Origin of the sequence: Paenibacillus rubinfantis (genome assembly GCF_001486505.1) — a bacterium.
Taxonomy (GTDB): Bacteria; Bacillota; Bacilli; order Paenibacillales; family Paenibacillaceae; genus Fontibacillus; species Fontibacillus rubinfantis.
In genome coordinates this window covers 1,426,978-1,443,605 of the sequence record NZ_LN909066.1, presented here as the reverse complement: position 1 = coordinate 1,443,605, position 16,628 = coordinate 1,426,978, and the positions used below count along the sequence as shown (strand labels likewise).

Below are 16,628 nucleotides of genomic sequence, written 5' to 3'. Positions count from 1 at the left end.
GGGGGATGCACGATGTTAAAAGCGGTGTTACTGGATGACGAAAAACCGGCCCTGACCGTGCTCGGGAAATTACTCGAGAACCGGAACGATGTGCAGGTGGTGGGCGCTTACACCGACCCTTCGGATATGCTGAGGAATGTGAAAGGGCTTGTGCCGGATCTTGTTTTTTTAGATATCGAAATGCCTGAAACGAATGGGTTGGAGATGGCAGCCCGCCTGCGGGAGCAACATGATAATATCGAAGTCATATTTGTTACTGCCTATCGCCAGTACGCGTTGGAGGCTTTCCGGGTCAGTGCGGTGGATTATTTACTGAAGCCGGTTGAGCCGGAAATGCTGCATCAAACCATCGATAGGATCCTGAAACGAAGGGGGCGGTCAACCCCTGGGCCGGAGGTCGGCTCCACACCCGGGATTGTATGCTTTGGGGGTTTTGAAATCTCGAAGAATCAGCAAAGTCCCATTCGGTTTCCTACCGCCAAGGCCGAGGAACTCTTTGCCTATATGCTGGTACACCGGAATACAACGATTTCCAAATGGACGATTTGCGATCGCCTTTGGCCGGACATCCTCTCTCCGGATAACGTGAAGCATAAATTGCATGTGACCATGCATCGGATGAAGAAAACCTTGCAAGAGGGGGGGATCAAAGTCCGTATTACTTCCTTGAAAGGATATTACCGGCTGGAATGCGAGGAAACCTGCGATTATTTCCAGTTCGAACAAGCGGTGGCCAGCGAGTTGAAAGCCGCTCGCGGAGATTCCGACGCTTTAATGAAGGCGCTGGGCTTGTATAAAGGCCCTCTCTTTGCCAACCGGGATTATCCTTGGTGCGAGGAGGAGCGGGAGCGGATGGCCCGGCTGTTTGCCGGGGCCTCCAAGCGATTGGCCAAAGGATATCTGGAGACGAAGCAATATCCGCTGGCTGCCGAAGTGCTGCTTTCCCTCGTTTCTTACGATCCGCTTGACGAAGAGGCGCATGAAATGCTCTTGCGAATTTATCAAGAGCTTCAGGACAGGCCCTCCTTCTTGGCTCACTATGAAAAAGTGATCAAAATCTTCAGAGAAGAGCTGGGCACGGCCCCTAATGAAACCTTAAGAGGCCTCGCGGAGAACTTTCGTTAACTGCGGTGTAGACGCTGATGATTCAGCGTCTTTTTTGATCTCCCTGCAAGAAAAATCAATTCCGGGAAATTCCCCGCCAACGCTGGAATCCCGTCCCTTTTCCCGGCTGCAAAAATAAGCGATTGCTGGAAATCGGCTGCCCCCTTAGAGTGATTACATCGAACATCAATGGGAAAGGGGAGGGAATCCATGGCTTCCTCATTGGAACCGATTACAAAACGGACGACGCCTGCAACGAAGGCCCGCAATCCCCGGCTGCGACACATTGGGAAGCTCCTGATTCGGGATAAATTCCTTTATGTATTGGCACTACCGGGACTACTGTACTTCCTAATCTTCAAATACGTTCCGATGTGGGGAATCATCATCTCATTTCAAAACTATTCTCCTTATCAGGGGGTGATGGCCAGTCCCTGGGTCGGTCTGGAGCATTTCCAACGCTTCTTCTCCAATCCGGATTTCTTCATGTTGTTTCGGAATACGCTGGCGATTAACACCTTGTCGCTTATCTTCTTCTTCCCGCTGCCCATCCTGTTATCCTTGATGCTAAACGAAGTGAGACAGCAAGCTTATAGGAAAATCGTTCAATCCATCGTTTATCTGCCGCATTTCTTATCCTGGGTCATTATTGTGGGGATCACCTTCATTTTGTTCTCCACGGGAGATGGAGCGGTTAATCAGATGTTGGTGAGCCTAGGCTTCGAGAAAATCGATTTTCTCACCAATAAGCATTATTTCTGGGCGATGCTGACGGCCCAATCCATCTGGAAGGACGCCGGGTGGGGAACGATTATCTTCCTGGCGGCAATGGCCGGCATCGATCCGCAGCTTTACGAAGCCGCCAAAATCGACGGGGCGGGGCGGTTCCGCCAAATGTGGAACGTTACGCTGCCGGGGATCCGCTCGGTTATTGTTATTTTGCTGATTCTGCGCATGGGTCACATCATGGATGTTGGCTTCGAGCAAGTGTTCCTTATGATGAACGGGGCCGTCTCGGAAGTAGCGGACGTCTTTGATACGTATGTATACCGTCTTGGCGTGAAGCAGGGACAATTTAGCTACAGCACGGCCGTGGGGTTATTCAAATCGATGGTAGGGTTGATCCTCGTCATTGGGACGAATAAGCTGGCCAAGAAGTTTGGTGAGGAAGGGGTGTACTAACCGGATGAGTTATCGCAGTCGCGATCGGGTGTTCCAGGCCGTAAATGCTATCCTGCTCGGCATCATCAGCCTCATCACGTTTTTTCCGTTATACTACGTGTTTATCGTTTCGTTTACGGAACCGTCCACTTATTTATCCAGCGAGCTTCAACTGTTCCCTAAACAGTGGAGCCTGGATTCCTACAAATATTTAATGTCCACCAACGCCTTCTTAAACGCGATCGGCAACAGCGTCTTCCTCGCGGTGGTCGGTACGGCGCTAAGCCTGCTGATTACCTCTTGCCTGGCCTATGCGATCTCCCGCAAGCGATTGATGGGGCGAAGAATCATCATGCTGCTGATCTTACTCACTACGTTGTTTAATCCCGGCATCATCCCGCCTTATTTGCTGGTCCGCGATCTGCACCTGATCAACAGCATTTGGTCGCTGATACTTCCGGTGCTGACGAATGGATGGTATGTGCTCCTGATGAAAGGTTTTTTTGACAGTATCCCAACCAGTCTGGAGGAGGCGGCCAGAATCGACGGCTGCAATGACGTCAGCGTGTGGTATCGCGTGATTCTCCCTTTGTCGCTGCCTTCGCTGGCCGCATTTGGCTTGTTTTACGCCGTAGCTTATTGGAATACCTTTTTTACAGCGCTTCTTTATATCAACGAGTTCTCCAAGCAGCCGCTCCAAGTGTTGCTGCAAAATATGCTTATCGATGCTTCAACCGCTGCCGGGGGTTCCGTTGCGGCGGAAATGATGTCCGAGCAGCGAATTCCGCCGGAGACGCTGAAAATGGCGGCGGTGGTGATTGCGACCGTCCCGATTCTCCTCGTGTATCCTTTCTTGCAGAAGCATTTTGCTAAAGGGGCCATGGTGGGGTCGGTCAAGGAATAAAGGGAGTTCCATTCCATTTGCATTCTATATTTGAAAAGGGAGGTCTATGGGGTTATGAAAAAAACGAGTTCCTTATTGCTGGCTGTCACCCTGCTCGTCAGTTTACTGCTATCCGCTTGTTCGGCCGGCTCGAAGTCAGGATCTGAAGGTTCGGAGGGGGCAGCTAAGCCGCTCGAGGTAAGCATTATGACGATGTATTACACACCGGAGCCTCCGGGACCGGATAATGTAGTCGTCAAAGAATTTGAGAAGCGGTCGAATACCAAGCTGAATATCACCTGGGTCTCTCCGAATAATTACGGCGATAAAGTAAACGTCACGTTGGCTTCCGGCGATATTCCAGACCTCATCCTGCTGGATGACCCGTTTAACGCCCAAGTGCGAGGGATGGTGGCACAAGGTGCCTTCTGGGATCTGACCCCGTATCTTCAGGACTATCCGAACCTGATGCAATACCCCAAGGAATCCTGGGAGAACACCAAGCAGGCGGACGGCAAGAATTACGGCATCCCTCGTCCGCGTCCTACTGATGGTGGAGGGTTCACCTACCTACGCAAGGATTGGCTGGATAAGCTGAAGCTGGACATTCCGAAGACCACCGACGAGTTCTATGAAGTGCTGAAAGCCTTCGTGGAGCGGGATCCGGACGGTAACGGGAAGAAGGATACGATCGGGTATATCGGATTTGTGGATCAAAACGGCATGTCCAACTTTGGTCAGCTTCAGAACAGCTTTACCCAAGTGAACGGCGAGTGGAAGCTGATCGACGGTCAACTGGTGAACGTGAATCTGTTGCCTGAAGTCCGGGATTGTCTGGTTTGGCTGAATGAGGCTTATGCGGAGAAGCTGATTCCGGAGGATTTTGCCGTATTAAAAAATACGCAGTCCAAGGACTTGCTGAAATCGAATCGCGGCGGCGGGTTCCAGGATACGGTGGAGGCTGCTTGGGAGCCTACGGAAGAGCTGCGTAAAACGATTCCCGAAGCCGACTTCCTGCCTTTAGTTTCGCTGAATGGGTATTCCAATAAAGACAGCGGATTTTTCGGAATGTTTGCGATTCCCAAAACCGTATCCGAAGACAAAATGAAGCAACTGCTGAAGTTGATGGATTATGGGGCGAGTCCGGAAGGAAGTGACTTGGCCAGCTTTGGATTCAAGGATGTACACTACACGGAAGAGAACGGCATCAAATTGGCGACGCCGCAAGCCCAAAAGGATATTGTCGCTCAACAGGCGCTGGGCCAGATTTTCCTGAAATATGATCCTTACCTCCGGGCTTACCGCACGGGCATGCCCCTTGATGTCCTGGAACGGAACAAAAAGATCATCGACGAGAAAGCGAAAATCAGCATTGGGGATCCGGCGATTGGGCTTTATTCGGAAACGAGCACTTTAGTGGGGACAGAGCTGCGCAAGAAAATTCAAGATATGAAAACGAAGGTCATTATGGGGAAAGAACCGATCAGCGCTTGGGACGAATACGTTGAGAAGCTGAAGGTCGATCCGGATCTGCTCAAAATTACCGAAGAGATGAATCAATCGTATCAGAACAAGCATGCAAAAGGTGAATAATGACCCAGCCCCCGAGAGCAAAAATATGGTTTTCGGGGGATTTTCCTCGTTTCCATCTATAGTAAGATAGGAGATACCCAATGGAAACTACGGAGAGGGCGGGGCCTGATGAGGAAAAGCCATTTTTTTCGCAAAAGCTTATTTATGGTGTTATGTATCACCAGCCTGCCAACCGTAATTATCGGGATCACGTTCTACATCGCAGGCCGGGCGTATATGGAAAATGAAATCACGCGCCATCATGACGCTCTATTAATTAAGACGATCGACCGCATGAACGAGAATTTAGCCCAACTGGAGCTGGCGGCCACACAATGGTCCTTGGACAGCCGGCTGGATGCGAGGCTTGGGGATATTGACCTGATCGACGAATATAATGTGACGCATCATCTCTATCGTTTCCTGGGGGTCATGAAAGGAGCGTATCCGTTAATTGATCAAGTTTATTTGTATCTAGACCGGCAGCAGCCGTTAATCGTATCGGATATTGATGGCGTTGTTCCGGTTACCGATGCACGGGAACAGAAGCAATTCCACGCTTTGCTCGAGCAAGGCCGAGCGGAGTTTTGGCAATTCGAGTTAAAGAAGGTCAACGGGAAAGGGGCGGGGCCTTACGTGGCTCTCGTCCACAAGCTGCCAAGTATCGGGAAGCCTTACGGAGCGCTGATCTTTTATTTGGATCAATCGAAGCTGGTGCAAATGGTGGAAGGTATGTCGGTTGATCATGAAGGCGCTTCCTTTTTGATGGGAAAGGACGGCTCCCTGCTCGTCTCTCCGTCGTCCCTGAACCGGAATAATGCGGCGTTGGAGCAAGCCGTGCAAGAGAGCGTCATGCAGCGAACGGAGGAGACCGGTTCCTATTCGTTTGAATGGAAGGATAAATCTTATTTAATCTCCTATGGGGAATATTCCCGCTTAGGCGAACCGTGGAGATACGTCACCACGATGCAGTTGTCGCAACTCACCGCTCCGATCGTGATTATCTCCCGAATTATATTGGGGATGGGGGCAATCGGGCTGATCGTGGCTTGCCTGCTCTCGTGGATGGCTTCGCATCGGCTCTATCGTCCGATCCGGCGATTGGTTCGACTGGTCAAAAATCAGAAGCCATACCCCGGTACGGAGGTGGGGGATGAGCTGGATTATATCGCCAACCAGTGGAACCATTTGAGCGAGGAACGCAAAGCCTTGGAGACCAAGCTGAAGCAGGCGTATCCCTCGCTTCGGGCCGCTTTTATGATGCAGCTGGTGCAAGGGCATATCTATTCCATGAAGGAGCCGGAGATCCGTGCAAGGCTGGAAACCTTCGGCTGGCCATGTGAATCGCAAGGGTTTGTGCTCATGCTGGCGCAAGTCACGGGCGTAGCCAAAGCGGGCAATCGATTTATGGAGAACGATGAATACCTGGTCTCCTTCGCCGCGGCCAACATCGCGCAGGAAATGGTGCGAAGCCGGAGCCATCAGGCAGAAATCATCAATTTTCAAGACTTAACGGTGGGGATCCTGCTCTCTTTTCCCTCCGAAAGAAAGAAATCTCAAGTTAAGGAAGAGCTGTTTAGTTTGGCGAAGGACTTGGTTCACACGATTAGCTCGCTGCTTAAGATGCAAACGACCATAAGTATTGGCCGATTAACTACCGAAATCCGGGAGATTCCGGAGATGCTACCGTTTCTTCAGAAAGCGATCCTTTATCGGGATCTAAAGGAACAATGTCAAGTGCTGGATTTGGAGGAGATCCTGCCCTATACGAGACAAGCGGTTCATTATCCGTTTGCATTGGAGAAGGAGCTGCTCCAAGCGTTGCGGATGGGACAAAACGAGCAGGCGATGCAGTTGATCGAGGCGTTCGTTTCCGAGCTGGTCGTGCATTCCGGCAAAGAGAAGCTGCTGAAGGAAGGCGTGATGCAGGTGCTGGGAAGTGTAATGCATACGTTATTGGAGACCGGCTACCCGCCTCACCAATTGTACGAAGGGGAGAATCCCTTTGAGCAATTAAGTCAAATTCGGGAGCCCGAGCAGATCGTACGCTACCTTCAACAGAAGATCATCCTCCCGTATGTGCAGAAGCTAAGTGAGGATCAGGCCGCTCGGGCGAAGCCGCTCGTAGAGCAGGTGACGGCGATGCTGAAGGATCATTTTCCCGAGGGGATTTCGCTGGAAGCGTGCGCTCATCAATTGAACACGACGCCGTACACGCTTAGCCGACTGTTCAAACAGGTGACCGGCATGAATTTCATCGATTATGTAACGGAGCTCCGTATCGATAAAGCGAAGGAGTTGCTCAGCCACTCGGATATGAAGGTAAATGAGATCGCGGAGCAGGTGGGGTTACAACCTTCCTATTTTATTCGGTTATTCAAAAGGTTTGAGCAGATCACGCCGGGACAATACCGCGAAAAAGTGATGAAGTAAAGGAAAAATTTCATATCCCTCACCGCGGTTATTTTATTTATAATAAAAGGATATAAAAAAACTGGGGGTCACCATGAAAACAACACAAACTAACTTAAGCCAAGGCCGGAATGAGCGCTTCTCTTCTGTCGGTTTTATCTTGGCCGCCATCGGCAGCTCCGTAGGTCTCGGGAATATGTGGAAATTCCCTTATATTACGGGGGAACACGGAGGGGCTGCCTTTTTCCTTCTCTTTATTATCTGCTTGATCTTGATCGGCTTGCCTTTGCTGCTGGCCGAACTGACCATCGGGCGGGCGGGCCGCGGCAGCGCGTCGACGTCCTTTGTTAAAGCCGGCGGTCCCAAAGTGTTTGGCCGCCTCGGGCTGCTGCAAGTTATCGCTCCGTTTCTCATCTTGAGCTTCTACGTCATCGTGGCCGGATGGACGCTTCATTATGCGGTTCAATCTTTCAGCGGAAATCTGTATGTGAATTCCGACTATGCCGGGCAATTCGGCACCTTCACCCAAGGCCTCATGCCGCTCGTATGGCAGGCGGCGTCCGTGCTGATTACCGGCATCGTGGTGGGGAAAGGGATATCCGGCGGCATCGAGAAGTTCAACAAGGTGCTGATTCCGGGCCTGGTCGTACTTCTGATCATTTTGATGATTCGAGCGTTAACCTTACCGGGTGCTGGAGCAGGCGTCTCCTTCTTCCTGCAACCCGATTTCTCGAAGCTTAGTCCGGAAGCGGCCTTGGTTGCGCTGGGACATGCCTTCTTCTCGTTGTCGCTTGGCATGGGGATTTTGCTGACCTACGGGGCTTATGTGGACAAGCGTCAATCGCTGGGCACGGCCACCCTGGCGATCGGGGCAGGGGACTTGATCTATGCGTTTATTGCCGGATTGATCATCTTCCCGACGACCGCCTCCTTTGGATTGGAATCCAACGCAGGACCGTCCTTGGTCTTCATCGCGCTTCCTGCCGCATTTTCGGCCATGCCGTTTGGCGCGTTCTTCGGAGGGTTGTTCTTCATCCTGCTGGCGATTGCGGCCTTGACTTCATCGGTATCGCTGCTGGAAGTCCCGGTCAGCTATGTGATGGATCGTTGGGGCTGGGGCCGCGGGAAATCCGTGACGATCATCAGTATCCTGGTGCTATTAGTCGGCTTGCCTTCGGTTTTGTCCTTTGGTGTCGTACCGGCCTTCACGGACATGGGGGGAAAGAATTTCTTCGACTGGCTTGATTTTATCGCCTCGAATATTTTGCTGCCGCTAGGCGGCCTGATCACCACCGTCTTTGTAGGGTACTTTTGGAAAAATGCGGCGGATGCCGCCGGGCTTAAGTCCGGCTGGTTCCGGTTATGGTTGTTTATGGTTCGTTACATTGCTCCAGTACTCGTTGTACTGGTCTTGCTGCATACCACCGGGGTTATTAAGTTTTAGTTTCAGTTCAGCAAGGGACGCGAGGATCGCGTCCCTTTTTAATTTGACTTTATTACAAAGCATGCTATATATTTAGATAGCATGCTTTGTAAATGGGGGTGATGGGATGCCGCATGAGAGCAGAAAACCGATCCTTATCTCCTCTTTGAAGATCATCGAGAATCTGGCAAGCAAAGCGGGAGATCTTCACTTGAAGGAAATTGGGCTAACGGATAGCCAAGCCAATTTGATCCTGTTTTTGGCCCGTCGGGCGGATCAGAAAATCCGTCAGCGAGATATTGAGGTGGCGCTGAATTTAACGAACCCGACGGTAAGCGGATTGATCAAACGGCTTGAACAGAAACAATTTGTCGTGCGCTCTGCCGATCCGGAGGATTCCCGAGCACGGTTCATTTTGCTGACGGAAAAAGCGGAATTGCTGGTAGATCAAATCTTTGAGCATATACATCAAACGGAGAGCAAGCTGCTTGAGGGGTTTACTGAGGAAGAGCTGGGCCAAGTCTCAAGCCTGCTGCGACGGATTGCGGAGAATGCGATCAAGAATTTCTAGCTCGTGATTCGTAAGATGAAACTTAACCTGGAGGAATTGTTATGGCAAAACGATCATCACAGTTTTGGGCGATTTTACTGTTTTCGGTAGGCGTCTTTATGGCGCAGCTCGATAACGGGATTATCAGCGCAGCGCTTACGACGATCAACCGTTCTTTTGACGTATCGGCCAACTGGGGGGCATGGGGGATCACGATTTACACGTTGGGCCTTGCAATCAGCTTGCCGATCGTGGGGAAATTGTCGGAACCGTTACGGCCGCAAAAAGCTGTTTATCGTGGAGATCGCCCTATTTGGGATCGGCTCTTTATTGGTGGCGCTGAGCCCGTCGTTTGGCTTTTATTTATTTGCCCGCGTCGTGCAAGCTTTAGGCGGCGGCGGGATTTTCATTATCGGCAGCTCGCATATCCTAAGCACGGTTGAGCCGGACAAACAAGCCAAATATCTAGGCTTGCTGGGCGCGATGAACGGGATTGCCGCTGTCCTTGGCCCGAATATCGGGAGCTTGCTGCTGGATTTGACAGGGAAATGGCATGTACTGTTCTTAATCAACGTCCCGATCGCCATCGTGTTGTTTATCCTGGGGCTGCGGAAGCTGGAGGAATCGTCGGATCCGTCACCCGGACGGCTGGATCTCATCGGCACGATCATCCTGTCGCTGGGGATCTTGTCCTTAATGCTGGGGCTCACCAACATCGACGTGGATTTTGTTAAAAGTCTGACGCGCCCGAATGCATGGGGATATCTGCTTGGCGGGGTTGGGTTGTTAAGCCTCTTGCTGTTCCTTGAAGGGAAAATGGAACGGAACCAATCCGGCGATCCGATCTTGCCGATTCGTCTGATCAAGCAGCCGCGGTACCTGATGGTTCTGCTGATCGGCACCTTGTCGGGGGGGCTGCTGGCCGCGATGATTTATATTCCGTCCTTTACGGAGCAGGTGCTGGGCATCTCGGCGGAAAACTCGGGGTATTGGATGACGCCGTTGGCGCTGGCTGCCGGATTAGGTGCAGGGTTAGGCGGGATGCTTGTCTCCAAGCGGGGGCCGGTATTTACCGTGATCATGTCCGGCTTGATCGCCGCGATCGGGTTTATGCTCTTCCCGCTCTGGCTTGAAACGAGATGGCAATTTATCATAGCCAGCGCCGTTGCAGGCGTCGGCATTGGGGTTATTCTGGGGGCCCCGCTCAACATTTTGGCTACGGAAGGCTTGAAGAAGGATAAAGGTTCGGCCCTGGCCTCCTTGTCGCTGCTGCGCCAAATCGGGATGACGCTCGCTCCGGCGATCTATGCGGGATTTATCGCCCGTGCGTTTAATAATCTGGGCACGTTGTTTGCCGAGAAGTTCCCGGGCATTTTGCAGCAAAACCTAGCCGGCGTCACCTTATCGGCCGACGCGCAAGCGGAGCTGGCCCAGATCGGGCAGCGGATGTCCTCCGGCACCTCTGGCGTATCGGAGAGCGAGCTCTCCGGGAAGCTTGGAGCCATCCAGGACCCCACGCTGAAGCAGGTGCTCGGTGACAGTGTAGCGGAAGTAACGAAAATGGCCGCTCAGACTGGTTTTGGCGGACTCTACTGGACCGCGGCCATCTTGGGGATGGGCATCATCGGGGGGGGGGCGCTGATCCTGATCCCTTTAAGAAGGAAATCGCTACAAGGCGGTAAAGTGAAAGAAGAGACGGTATAATTAGAAGCAGGATCCAAACTCTGAACGGCAAGAAGACACCTGAGCGGAATCAGGTGTCTTTTTTATTTTTATGACAAGTTCGGTATTTCTTTTCTATAGTGAAATTCAGAATATAACTTCGCGTGGCACACCTCTATAATGAAATCAGACAATGGCTTGCAGGACAAGGGCCGAACGGTCGAGGAGGTAGAGTTATGGAGGATCTGAAGCGGCAACAGCTGTTCGATAAGAATGAGAAGCTTATCCGTATGGTGATTGAACGCGCCAAGCGGGACTTTCCAGAGGATATTGCCATCATCGGGGTGACGGGTTCGTTTCGCACGGGCGATTTTCATGAGAAAAGCGATCTGGATCTCATCATCATCAATAACACGGATCGCGGTTGGGGCATTTCGCATTGTTTTATTCTGGAGGATGTCGGATATGACCTCTATTGCACGCCTTGGAACACCCGAATTGAGGACCAAGCCCATTTGGAAAGTCCGATGGTCTCGTGCTTGGTAGATTTGCAGATCGTCTATTACGCGAAGCCTGAAGATCTGGAGAAGTTCCAATCCTATAGGCAGCGGGCTTTAGATGCCTTGGCTCAGCCGTTCGGAAGCGTCTGGATCCGCCGGGCGAAGAAGTACCTCGATCAAGCCAAACAGGAATACGCCCAGACTTGGCTTGCGGATGACCTCGGAGCGGTTCGTTACGCCTCGTGCAAAGTGGTTGATCACTTGATTAATGCCCTGACCCAGCTAAACCATACGTATATCAAACGCGGGATGAAGCGATACCTGGAGGAAACCCGCGCCTACCGCCATCTACCCGACAACTATGAAAACAACTACATGGCCGTGATCAACGCCAAAACCGTGGATGACATCCGAAGCACAACCTGTCAATTGCTAAAAAGCATGCAACACCTCTATGAAAGGTTGGATCGGGAATGCGGCGAACGGCCTGTCCCTACCTGGGATAACCTGTCGGGAACCTATGAGGAATTGTGGTGCAACTACCGCAACAAGATGATTTCAAGCACGGAAATGAAGGACAAATCCTACGCTTTTCATGCGGCGATGGGGGCGCAGGGCTTCCTCCATGAAATGAACCAGATGCTCGGAACTCCCGCGTTTGATCTTATGGCCTATTTTGATGCGGATCATCTGGATAGGGTGAAAGAGCGATTCCTGCAGGTGATGGAGGAGTATCTGGAGGAATACCATAAGGTGGGAAAACCCGTGAATCGATACGATACGTTTGAACAGCTCTATGAACACTATATGAACCTATCAAAAGGTTAAAAATTGAACATTTCACATACCAAACCCTGCATAAAATGAATTTGAATCGCTTACATATATTGGGTGATCTTCAAAGTTCATGATTTGGAGGGTTGAGGATGGGTGCGAAAGTGGCAAAAGCCGCAAAAGGTGCAAAAGGGGCAAAAGGGAAGAGCTATACCGAGGTATGGCATTCCGCCAAGTTCAAGACGCTGATCTCCCGCAAGAAAAGGTTTATCATTCCGTCGACCGTCTTTTTTCTGCTGTTTTACTTTGCGCTCCCGATCATGACCTCGTATTCGGAGGTGCTGAACCAGCCGGCAATCGGCCCGATTTCCTGGGCGTGGCTGTTCGCATTCGCACAGTTTGTGATGACGTGGGCGCTGTGCATCCTTTACTCGCGCGTGGCGAGAAGGTTTGACCGGTTAGTGGATGAAATCCGGCAGGAGATGGGGGCGTAGCGATCATGGCATTTACCTTATTTTGCGCGATTGTGCTGCTGACGTTGGTTATTACCTATTTTGCCGCGAAAAAAACGAACAACACCAGCGAATTCTACACGGCGGGAGGCGGGCTGAAGGGCTGGCAGAACGGGACGGCCATCGCTGGCGACTATATGTCGGCCGCGTCGTTTCTCGGCATTGCCGGGTCGATCGCATTGGTGGGGTTCGACGGGTTCTTTTACAGCATCGGGTTCCTCGTCGCGTATCTCGTCGTGCTGTACCTGGTCGCCGAACCGCTTCGCAATCTGGGCAAGTATACCGTAGCCGATATGATTGCCGCCCGCTTTGCGAATAAGGAAGTACGCGGCTTTGCGGCGCTGAATACGATTGCGATCTCGATCTTCTACATGATCGCCCAGCTCGTTGGGGCGGGAGCGCTGATCAAGCTGCTGCTGGGGCTCGATTACGTCACTTCGGTGCTGATCGTTGGCGTGCTTATGACCATCTACGTCGTGTTTGGCGGGATGCATGCGACCAGCTGGGTGCAGATCACCAAAGCGATTTTGCTGATGGGCGGCACCTTCGTCATCTCGCTGATGGTCTTTGCAAAGTTTGATTTCAGCCTGACCGGCATGTTTGAACAGATGAAGACGGCAACCCCCTTGATGGAAAAGTACTTAAATCCCAGTAACAAATACAACGTGCCGCTGGAGACGATCTCGCTGAATCTAGCGCTGGTGCTGGGAACTGCCGGGCTGCCGCATATATTGACCCGGTTCTTTACGGTAAAGGACGCTCGCACGGCCCGCAGCTCCGTCGTTTATGCCACCTGGATCATCGGCATCTTTTACGTCATGACGATCTTCCTTGGCTTCGGGGCCGCTGCGTTTGTGGGCACCGAGGAGATTACGGCCGTCGATAAGGCCGGGAATATGGCCGCTCCGCTGCTGGCTAAAGCGCTTGGCGGCGACTTCCTGTTCGCGTTTATCTCGGCGGTGGCTTTTGCGACGATCTTGGCCGTCGTGACCGGCCTCGTCCTGTCGGCGGCGTCGGCGTTCGCGCACGACTTCTACGGACAGATCGTCCGCCGCGGCAACGCGACCGAAGGAGAGCAACTGCGTATGGCTCGCTGGGCCTCGATTGGCGTATCCATCATTTCGATCGTGCTGGCTTTATTCGCGCAGAAAATGAACGTCGCTTTCCTCGTTTCACTGGCTTTTGCCGTCGCGGCAAGCGCCAACCTGCCGATCATCCTGTTCACCGTGTTCTGGCGAAGATTCAACCGAACAGGGGCGATCTCCGGCATGCTGGTCGGCTTGATCAGCACGGTCCTTCTCGTGGCGTTGAGTCCAAACGTCTGGGATCCGGAACCGGGCAAGGCGATCCTGACCGGAACGGCTCTTTTTCCAATGACAAATCCAGGGGTTATCTCCATCCCGCTCGGCTTCCTCGCCGCGTTTGTAGGCACCCTTCTCTCCCGCGAGAAAGATGAGGCGAAATACGCGGAGGTACTCGTTAAGGCGAATACGGGAGGATAAGCGAAAGCTAAATATCAAACAACAAGCGACTCCTATATGGGAGTCGTTTTTATTAAGTTCATTTGATTACATAGCACAAAATAGGTATAATAAGTGCATAATATTGCTATATCGGAGGGGCGAAGATGTTAATCAAACCGTCGGCCAGCATCCGGCAGAATTATAATGAAATTGCGGATTTGTGTAAAAGTTCTGGTGAACCTGTATACTTAACCAAAAACGGTGAAGGGGATCTCGTCGTGATGGACATCGAAGCGTTCACCCGTCGCGAAAAAATGCTGAAACTACGAGAAGAACTGTTGGCTGTGCAGGAAGATCGTATGGCAGGGCGTACGGGGGTTACCTTGGACGAACTGGACGAATATTTGGATCGTGTGATGGATGAGGCCCAGCATGGGAAGAACAAATGAGTATAAGGTGATCGTATCCGATCGAGCCCGTCAAATGCTGGAGAGTCATCTGCGGTTTCTGGCGGAGAAGAGCCCGGAGGCAGCCCGCGAGACGAAAGGAACTTTGATCCAGGCGATGCGTTCATTAACGAGGATGCCGGAACGTTATCCTTTTCTGGATGCCGAGTATATCCCTCCAAATAAGTACCATAAAATGTTCGTAGAAAAGTGGTATCTCGTGTTATATCAGATTCAAGATGAGACCGTGTATGTGGATCACATTATCGATTGCAGACAGGAATATAAGTGGCTCGTAAGATAAATGGATGATGAACTCAGCGACTCCTATATGGGAGTCGTTTTTATTTCTATCATTTTATGTAAAAAACAAGATAAATCCTTTAATTTGTAAAGTGAAATGTATGCGCTTACCTACTATAATTTTCTAGTAAAGGAGGTGATAGCCAAGTGTTGCTAGATTATGATACGAGGTAGGTGATGCCCCAAGAAGCGAAACGGTATCTCGGTAAGAAGCAGGGAGCAGGGACGGTTTGTTTTCCAAAAATAAAAGTTCTGAGGAGGAATTGGTAATGAAGTTGAAAAAGAAAATGATGACATTACTCCTGGCAGCTTCGATGAGTTTCGGTTTGTTTGGGGCAACCTCTAGTGCAGCGACGGATTATTGGCAAAATTGGACGGACGGCGGCGGAACCGTGAATGCGGTCAATGGCTCCGGGGGCAATTATAGCGTCAACTGGTATAATACCGGGAACTTCGTAGTTGGCAAAGGCTGGAGCGTAGGCTCGCCCAATCGGACGGTCAACTACAACGCCGGCGTCTGGGCCCCTTCGGGGAACGGGTATTTGACGCTTTACGGATGGACAAGAAACTCGCTGATCGAGTATTATGTCGTCGACAGCTGGGGGACGTACCGGCCGACTGGAACCTATAAAGGCACGGTAACCAGTGACGGAGGCACCTACGATATTTATACGACGATGCGCTACAATGCGCCGTCGATCGATGGGACGCAAACGTTCCAACAGTTCTGGAGCGTTCGGCAATCGAAACGACCAACCGGCAGCAACGTTGCCATCACCTTCAGCAATCACGTAAACGCCTGGAAGAGTAAAGGCATGAATTTGGGGAGCAGCTGGTCCTACCAGGTTTTGGCGACGGAAGGCTATCAGAGCAGCGGAAGCTCTAACGTAACGGTGTGGTAAACGATTAATCGTCTGAGCTTGGTGAAAAGGCCGTTCGGTGTTACGTGCCGGCGGCCTTCTCGATCTTGTAATCAAAGGGGAGCTACCCATGAGAAAGCAAATCATATTCTTGTTGATAGCTATGATGGGGTTGGTCACGGCCTGCTCGCAGGCGGGGGCAGGGGCATCGTCGGAATGGCGGGACGAGGACTTTGTGTTGGTTCAAGGCGGAAGTGTGATGAACACCCTGTCCAATTATTACGGTACGGGGATCACGTTGGATGATTTTTATATCGGAAAATATGAGGTTACCCAGAGAGAATGGCAGGAAGTGATGGGCAGCAACCCATCTCAGTTTCAAGGCGACGATTTGCCGGTGGAAATGGTGAGTTGGTACGACGTTATCGAGTATTGCAATGAGCGGAGCATAAAAGAGGGATTGAAACCTTTTTACAATATAGACAAGAGTGCGGTGGACCCGAACAATCAAAGTGAGAACGATCAAGTTAAGTGGGTCGTAACGATCCATGCGGAAGCAAACGGGTACCGGCTGCCGACGGAGGCGGAGTGGGAGTATGCGGCCGGTGGCGGTCAGCAGAGCAAAAGTTACAAATACAGCGGGAGCTCCCGTGCGGATGAGGTGGCTTGGTATTGGCGTAATGTCGGGGATCAATACCTGACCGGAGACTGGAATTGGCCGATCATCGAGAGCAATCACGGTCAACCGCGGCCCGTTGGAGGCAAGGAGCCCAATGAGCTGGGGCTTTACGATATGTCCGGCAATGTAAGGGAATGGTGCTGGGATTGGTATGGGGACGAGGTGAACCGGGTTCTGGAGAGCGGTTCTTTTCGGGTGGTCAAAGGCGGCGGTTGGATTGGCGATATCCGCAGCAGCGAGGTATCCTTTCGCGGGAAGTTTGAGGCGAACGGCTTTGGTCCGGATCAAGGGTTCCGCTTGGCGCGTAGCAAGTAGTTTGGCGAG

The 16,628-nt window shown here is 51.7% G+C and carries 14 protein-coding genes and 1 pseudogene; all 15 read left to right on the top strand.

Annotated elements, in window-relative coordinates; all coding sequences use genetic code 11:
* Nucleotides 1-12 precede the first annotated feature (12 nt).
* The 15 genes and pseudogenes from BN3277_RS24080 to BN3277_RS24005 all read left to right on the top strand — a co-directional run bounded on the left by BN3277_RS24080 (nt 13) and on the right by BN3277_RS24005 (nt 16,619).
* Entirely contained in the window at nt 13-1,125 is a 1,113-nt protein-coding gene (locus BN3277_RS24080; RefSeq protein ID WP_059047043.1) for a response regulator, read from the top strand.
* A gap of 189 nt (nt 1,126-1,314) precedes the next feature.
* Nucleotides 1,315-2,286 carry an ABC transporter permease gene (locus BN3277_RS24070; RefSeq protein ID WP_059047040.1) on the top strand — a complete coding sequence of 324 codons (972 nt, stop codon included), beginning with the start codon at nt 1,315-1,317 and terminating at the stop codon, nt 2,284-2,286.
* A 4-nt stretch (nt 2,287-2,290) separates the two neighbouring features.
* Nucleotides 2,291-3,169, top strand: coding sequence for a carbohydrate ABC transporter permease (locus tag BN3277_RS24065; protein WP_059047037.1), 879 nt, complete (start codon nt 2,291-2,293; stop codon nt 3,167-3,169).
* A 54-nt stretch (nt 3,170-3,223) separates the two neighbouring features.
* A complete protein-coding gene (locus BN3277_RS24060; protein ID WP_059047035.1) occupies nt 3,224-4,741 on the top strand; it encodes an extracellular solute-binding protein in 1,518 nt (505 codons plus the stop codon).
* 108 nt (nt 4,742-4,849) lie between these two features.
* Nucleotides 4,850-7,153: an AraC family transcriptional regulator gene (locus tag BN3277_RS24055; protein WP_059047033.1), complete on the top strand. Its 2,304-nt coding sequence runs from the start codon at nt 4,850-4,852 to the stop codon at nt 7,151-7,153.
* A gap of 73 nt (nt 7,154-7,226) precedes the next feature.
* Entirely contained in the window at nt 7,227-8,576 is a 1,350-nt protein-coding gene (locus BN3277_RS24050) for a sodium-dependent transporter (RefSeq protein ID WP_059047031.1), read from the top strand.
* Nucleotides 8,577-8,682: 106 nt separating this feature from the next.
* On the top strand, nt 8,683-9,126 hold the full coding sequence (locus tag BN3277_RS24045) for a MarR family winged helix-turn-helix transcriptional regulator (RefSeq protein ID WP_059047029.1): 444 nt from the start codon (nt 8,683-8,685) through the stop codon (nt 9,124-9,126).
* Nucleotides 9,127-9,167: 41 nt separating this feature from the next.
* Nucleotides 9,168-10,809: pseudogene (locus BN3277_RS24040) on the top strand (MFS transporter).
* 194 nt (nt 10,810-11,003) lie between these two features.
* Entirely contained in the window at nt 11,004-12,095 is a 1,092-nt protein-coding gene (locus BN3277_RS24035; RefSeq protein ID WP_059047027.1) for a nucleotidyltransferase domain-containing protein, read from the top strand.
* 98 nt (nt 12,096-12,193) lie between these two features.
* The gene (locus tag BN3277_RS24030) at nt 12,194-12,535 is read left to right on the top strand and encodes a DUF485 domain-containing protein (RefSeq protein WP_059047026.1); all 342 of its coding nucleotides are present in this window, start codon (nt 12,194-12,196) and stop codon (nt 12,533-12,535) included.
* 5 nt (nt 12,536-12,540) lie between these two features.
* A complete protein-coding gene (locus tag BN3277_RS24025) occupies nt 12,541-14,055 on the top strand; it encodes a solute symporter family protein (RefSeq protein WP_059047024.1) in 1,515 nt (504 codons plus the stop codon).
* Nucleotides 14,056-14,180: 125 nt separating this feature from the next.
* Entirely contained in the window at nt 14,181-14,465 is a 285-nt protein-coding gene (locus BN3277_RS24020) for a type II toxin-antitoxin system prevent-host-death family antitoxin (RefSeq protein WP_059047022.1), read from the top strand.
* Complete coding sequence (locus tag BN3277_RS24015; protein ID WP_059047020.1) at nt 14,449-14,766, top strand: type II toxin-antitoxin system RelE/ParE family toxin; 318 nt, start codon at nt 14,449-14,451, stop codon at nt 14,764-14,766. The genes BN3277_RS24020 and BN3277_RS24015 overlap by 17 nt, the downstream gene beginning before the upstream one ends.
* Nucleotides 14,767-15,034: 268 nt before the next feature.
* Nucleotides 15,035-15,667 carry a glycoside hydrolase family 11 protein gene (locus BN3277_RS24010; protein ID WP_059047018.1) on the top strand — a complete coding sequence of 211 codons (633 nt, stop codon included), beginning with the start codon at nt 15,035-15,037 and terminating at the stop codon, nt 15,665-15,667.
* Between the two features lie 88 nt (nt 15,668-15,755).
* Complete coding sequence (locus BN3277_RS24005) at nt 15,756-16,619, top strand: formylglycine-generating enzyme family protein (RefSeq protein WP_059047016.1); 864 nt, start codon at nt 15,756-15,758, stop codon at nt 16,617-16,619.
* Nucleotides 16,620-16,628 lie beyond the last annotated feature (9 nt).

Coding starts and splice junctions, on each gene's coding strand:
- BN3277_RS24030 (WP_059047026.1), top strand. CDS start 12,194: ATGGGTGCGAAAGTGGCAAAAGCCGCAAAAGGTGCAAAAGGGGCAAAA.
- BN3277_RS24055 (WP_059047033.1), top strand. CDS start 4,850: ATGAGGAAAAGCCATTTTTTTCGCAAAAGCTTATTTATGGTGTTATGT.
- BN3277_RS24020 (WP_059047022.1), top strand. CDS start 14,181: ATGTTAATCAAACCGTCGGCCAGCATCCGGCAGAATTATAATGAAATT.
- BN3277_RS24060 (WP_059047035.1), top strand. CDS start 3,224: ATGAAAAAAACGAGTTCCTTATTGCTGGCTGTCACCCTGCTCGTCAGT.
- BN3277_RS24070 (WP_059047040.1), top strand. CDS start 1,315: ATGGCTTCCTCATTGGAACCGATTACAAAACGGACGACGCCTGCAACG.
- BN3277_RS24065 (WP_059047037.1), top strand. CDS start 2,291: ATGAGTTATCGCAGTCGCGATCGGGTGTTCCAGGCCGTAAATGCTATC.
- BN3277_RS24080 (WP_059047043.1), top strand. CDS start 13: ATGTTAAAAGCGGTGTTACTGGATGACGAAAAACCGGCCCTGACCGTG.
- BN3277_RS24025 (WP_059047024.1), top strand. CDS start 12,541: ATGGCATTTACCTTATTTTGCGCGATTGTGCTGCTGACGTTGGTTATT.
- BN3277_RS24035 (WP_059047027.1), top strand. CDS start 11,004: ATGGAGGATCTGAAGCGGCAACAGCTGTTCGATAAGAATGAGAAGCTT.
- BN3277_RS24045 (WP_059047029.1), top strand. CDS start 8,683: ATGCCGCATGAGAGCAGAAAACCGATCCTTATCTCCTCTTTGAAGATC.
- BN3277_RS24005 (WP_059047016.1), top strand. CDS start 15,756: ATGAGAAAGCAAATCATATTCTTGTTGATAGCTATGATGGGGTTGGTC.
- BN3277_RS24050 (WP_059047031.1), top strand. CDS start 7,227: ATGAAAACAACACAAACTAACTTAAGCCAAGGCCGGAATGAGCGCTTC.
- BN3277_RS24010 (WP_059047018.1), top strand. CDS start 15,035: ATGAAGTTGAAAAAGAAAATGATGACATTACTCCTGGCAGCTTCGATG.
- BN3277_RS24015 (WP_059047020.1), top strand. CDS start 14,449: ATGGGAAGAACAAATGAGTATAAGGTGATCGTATCCGATCGAGCCCGT.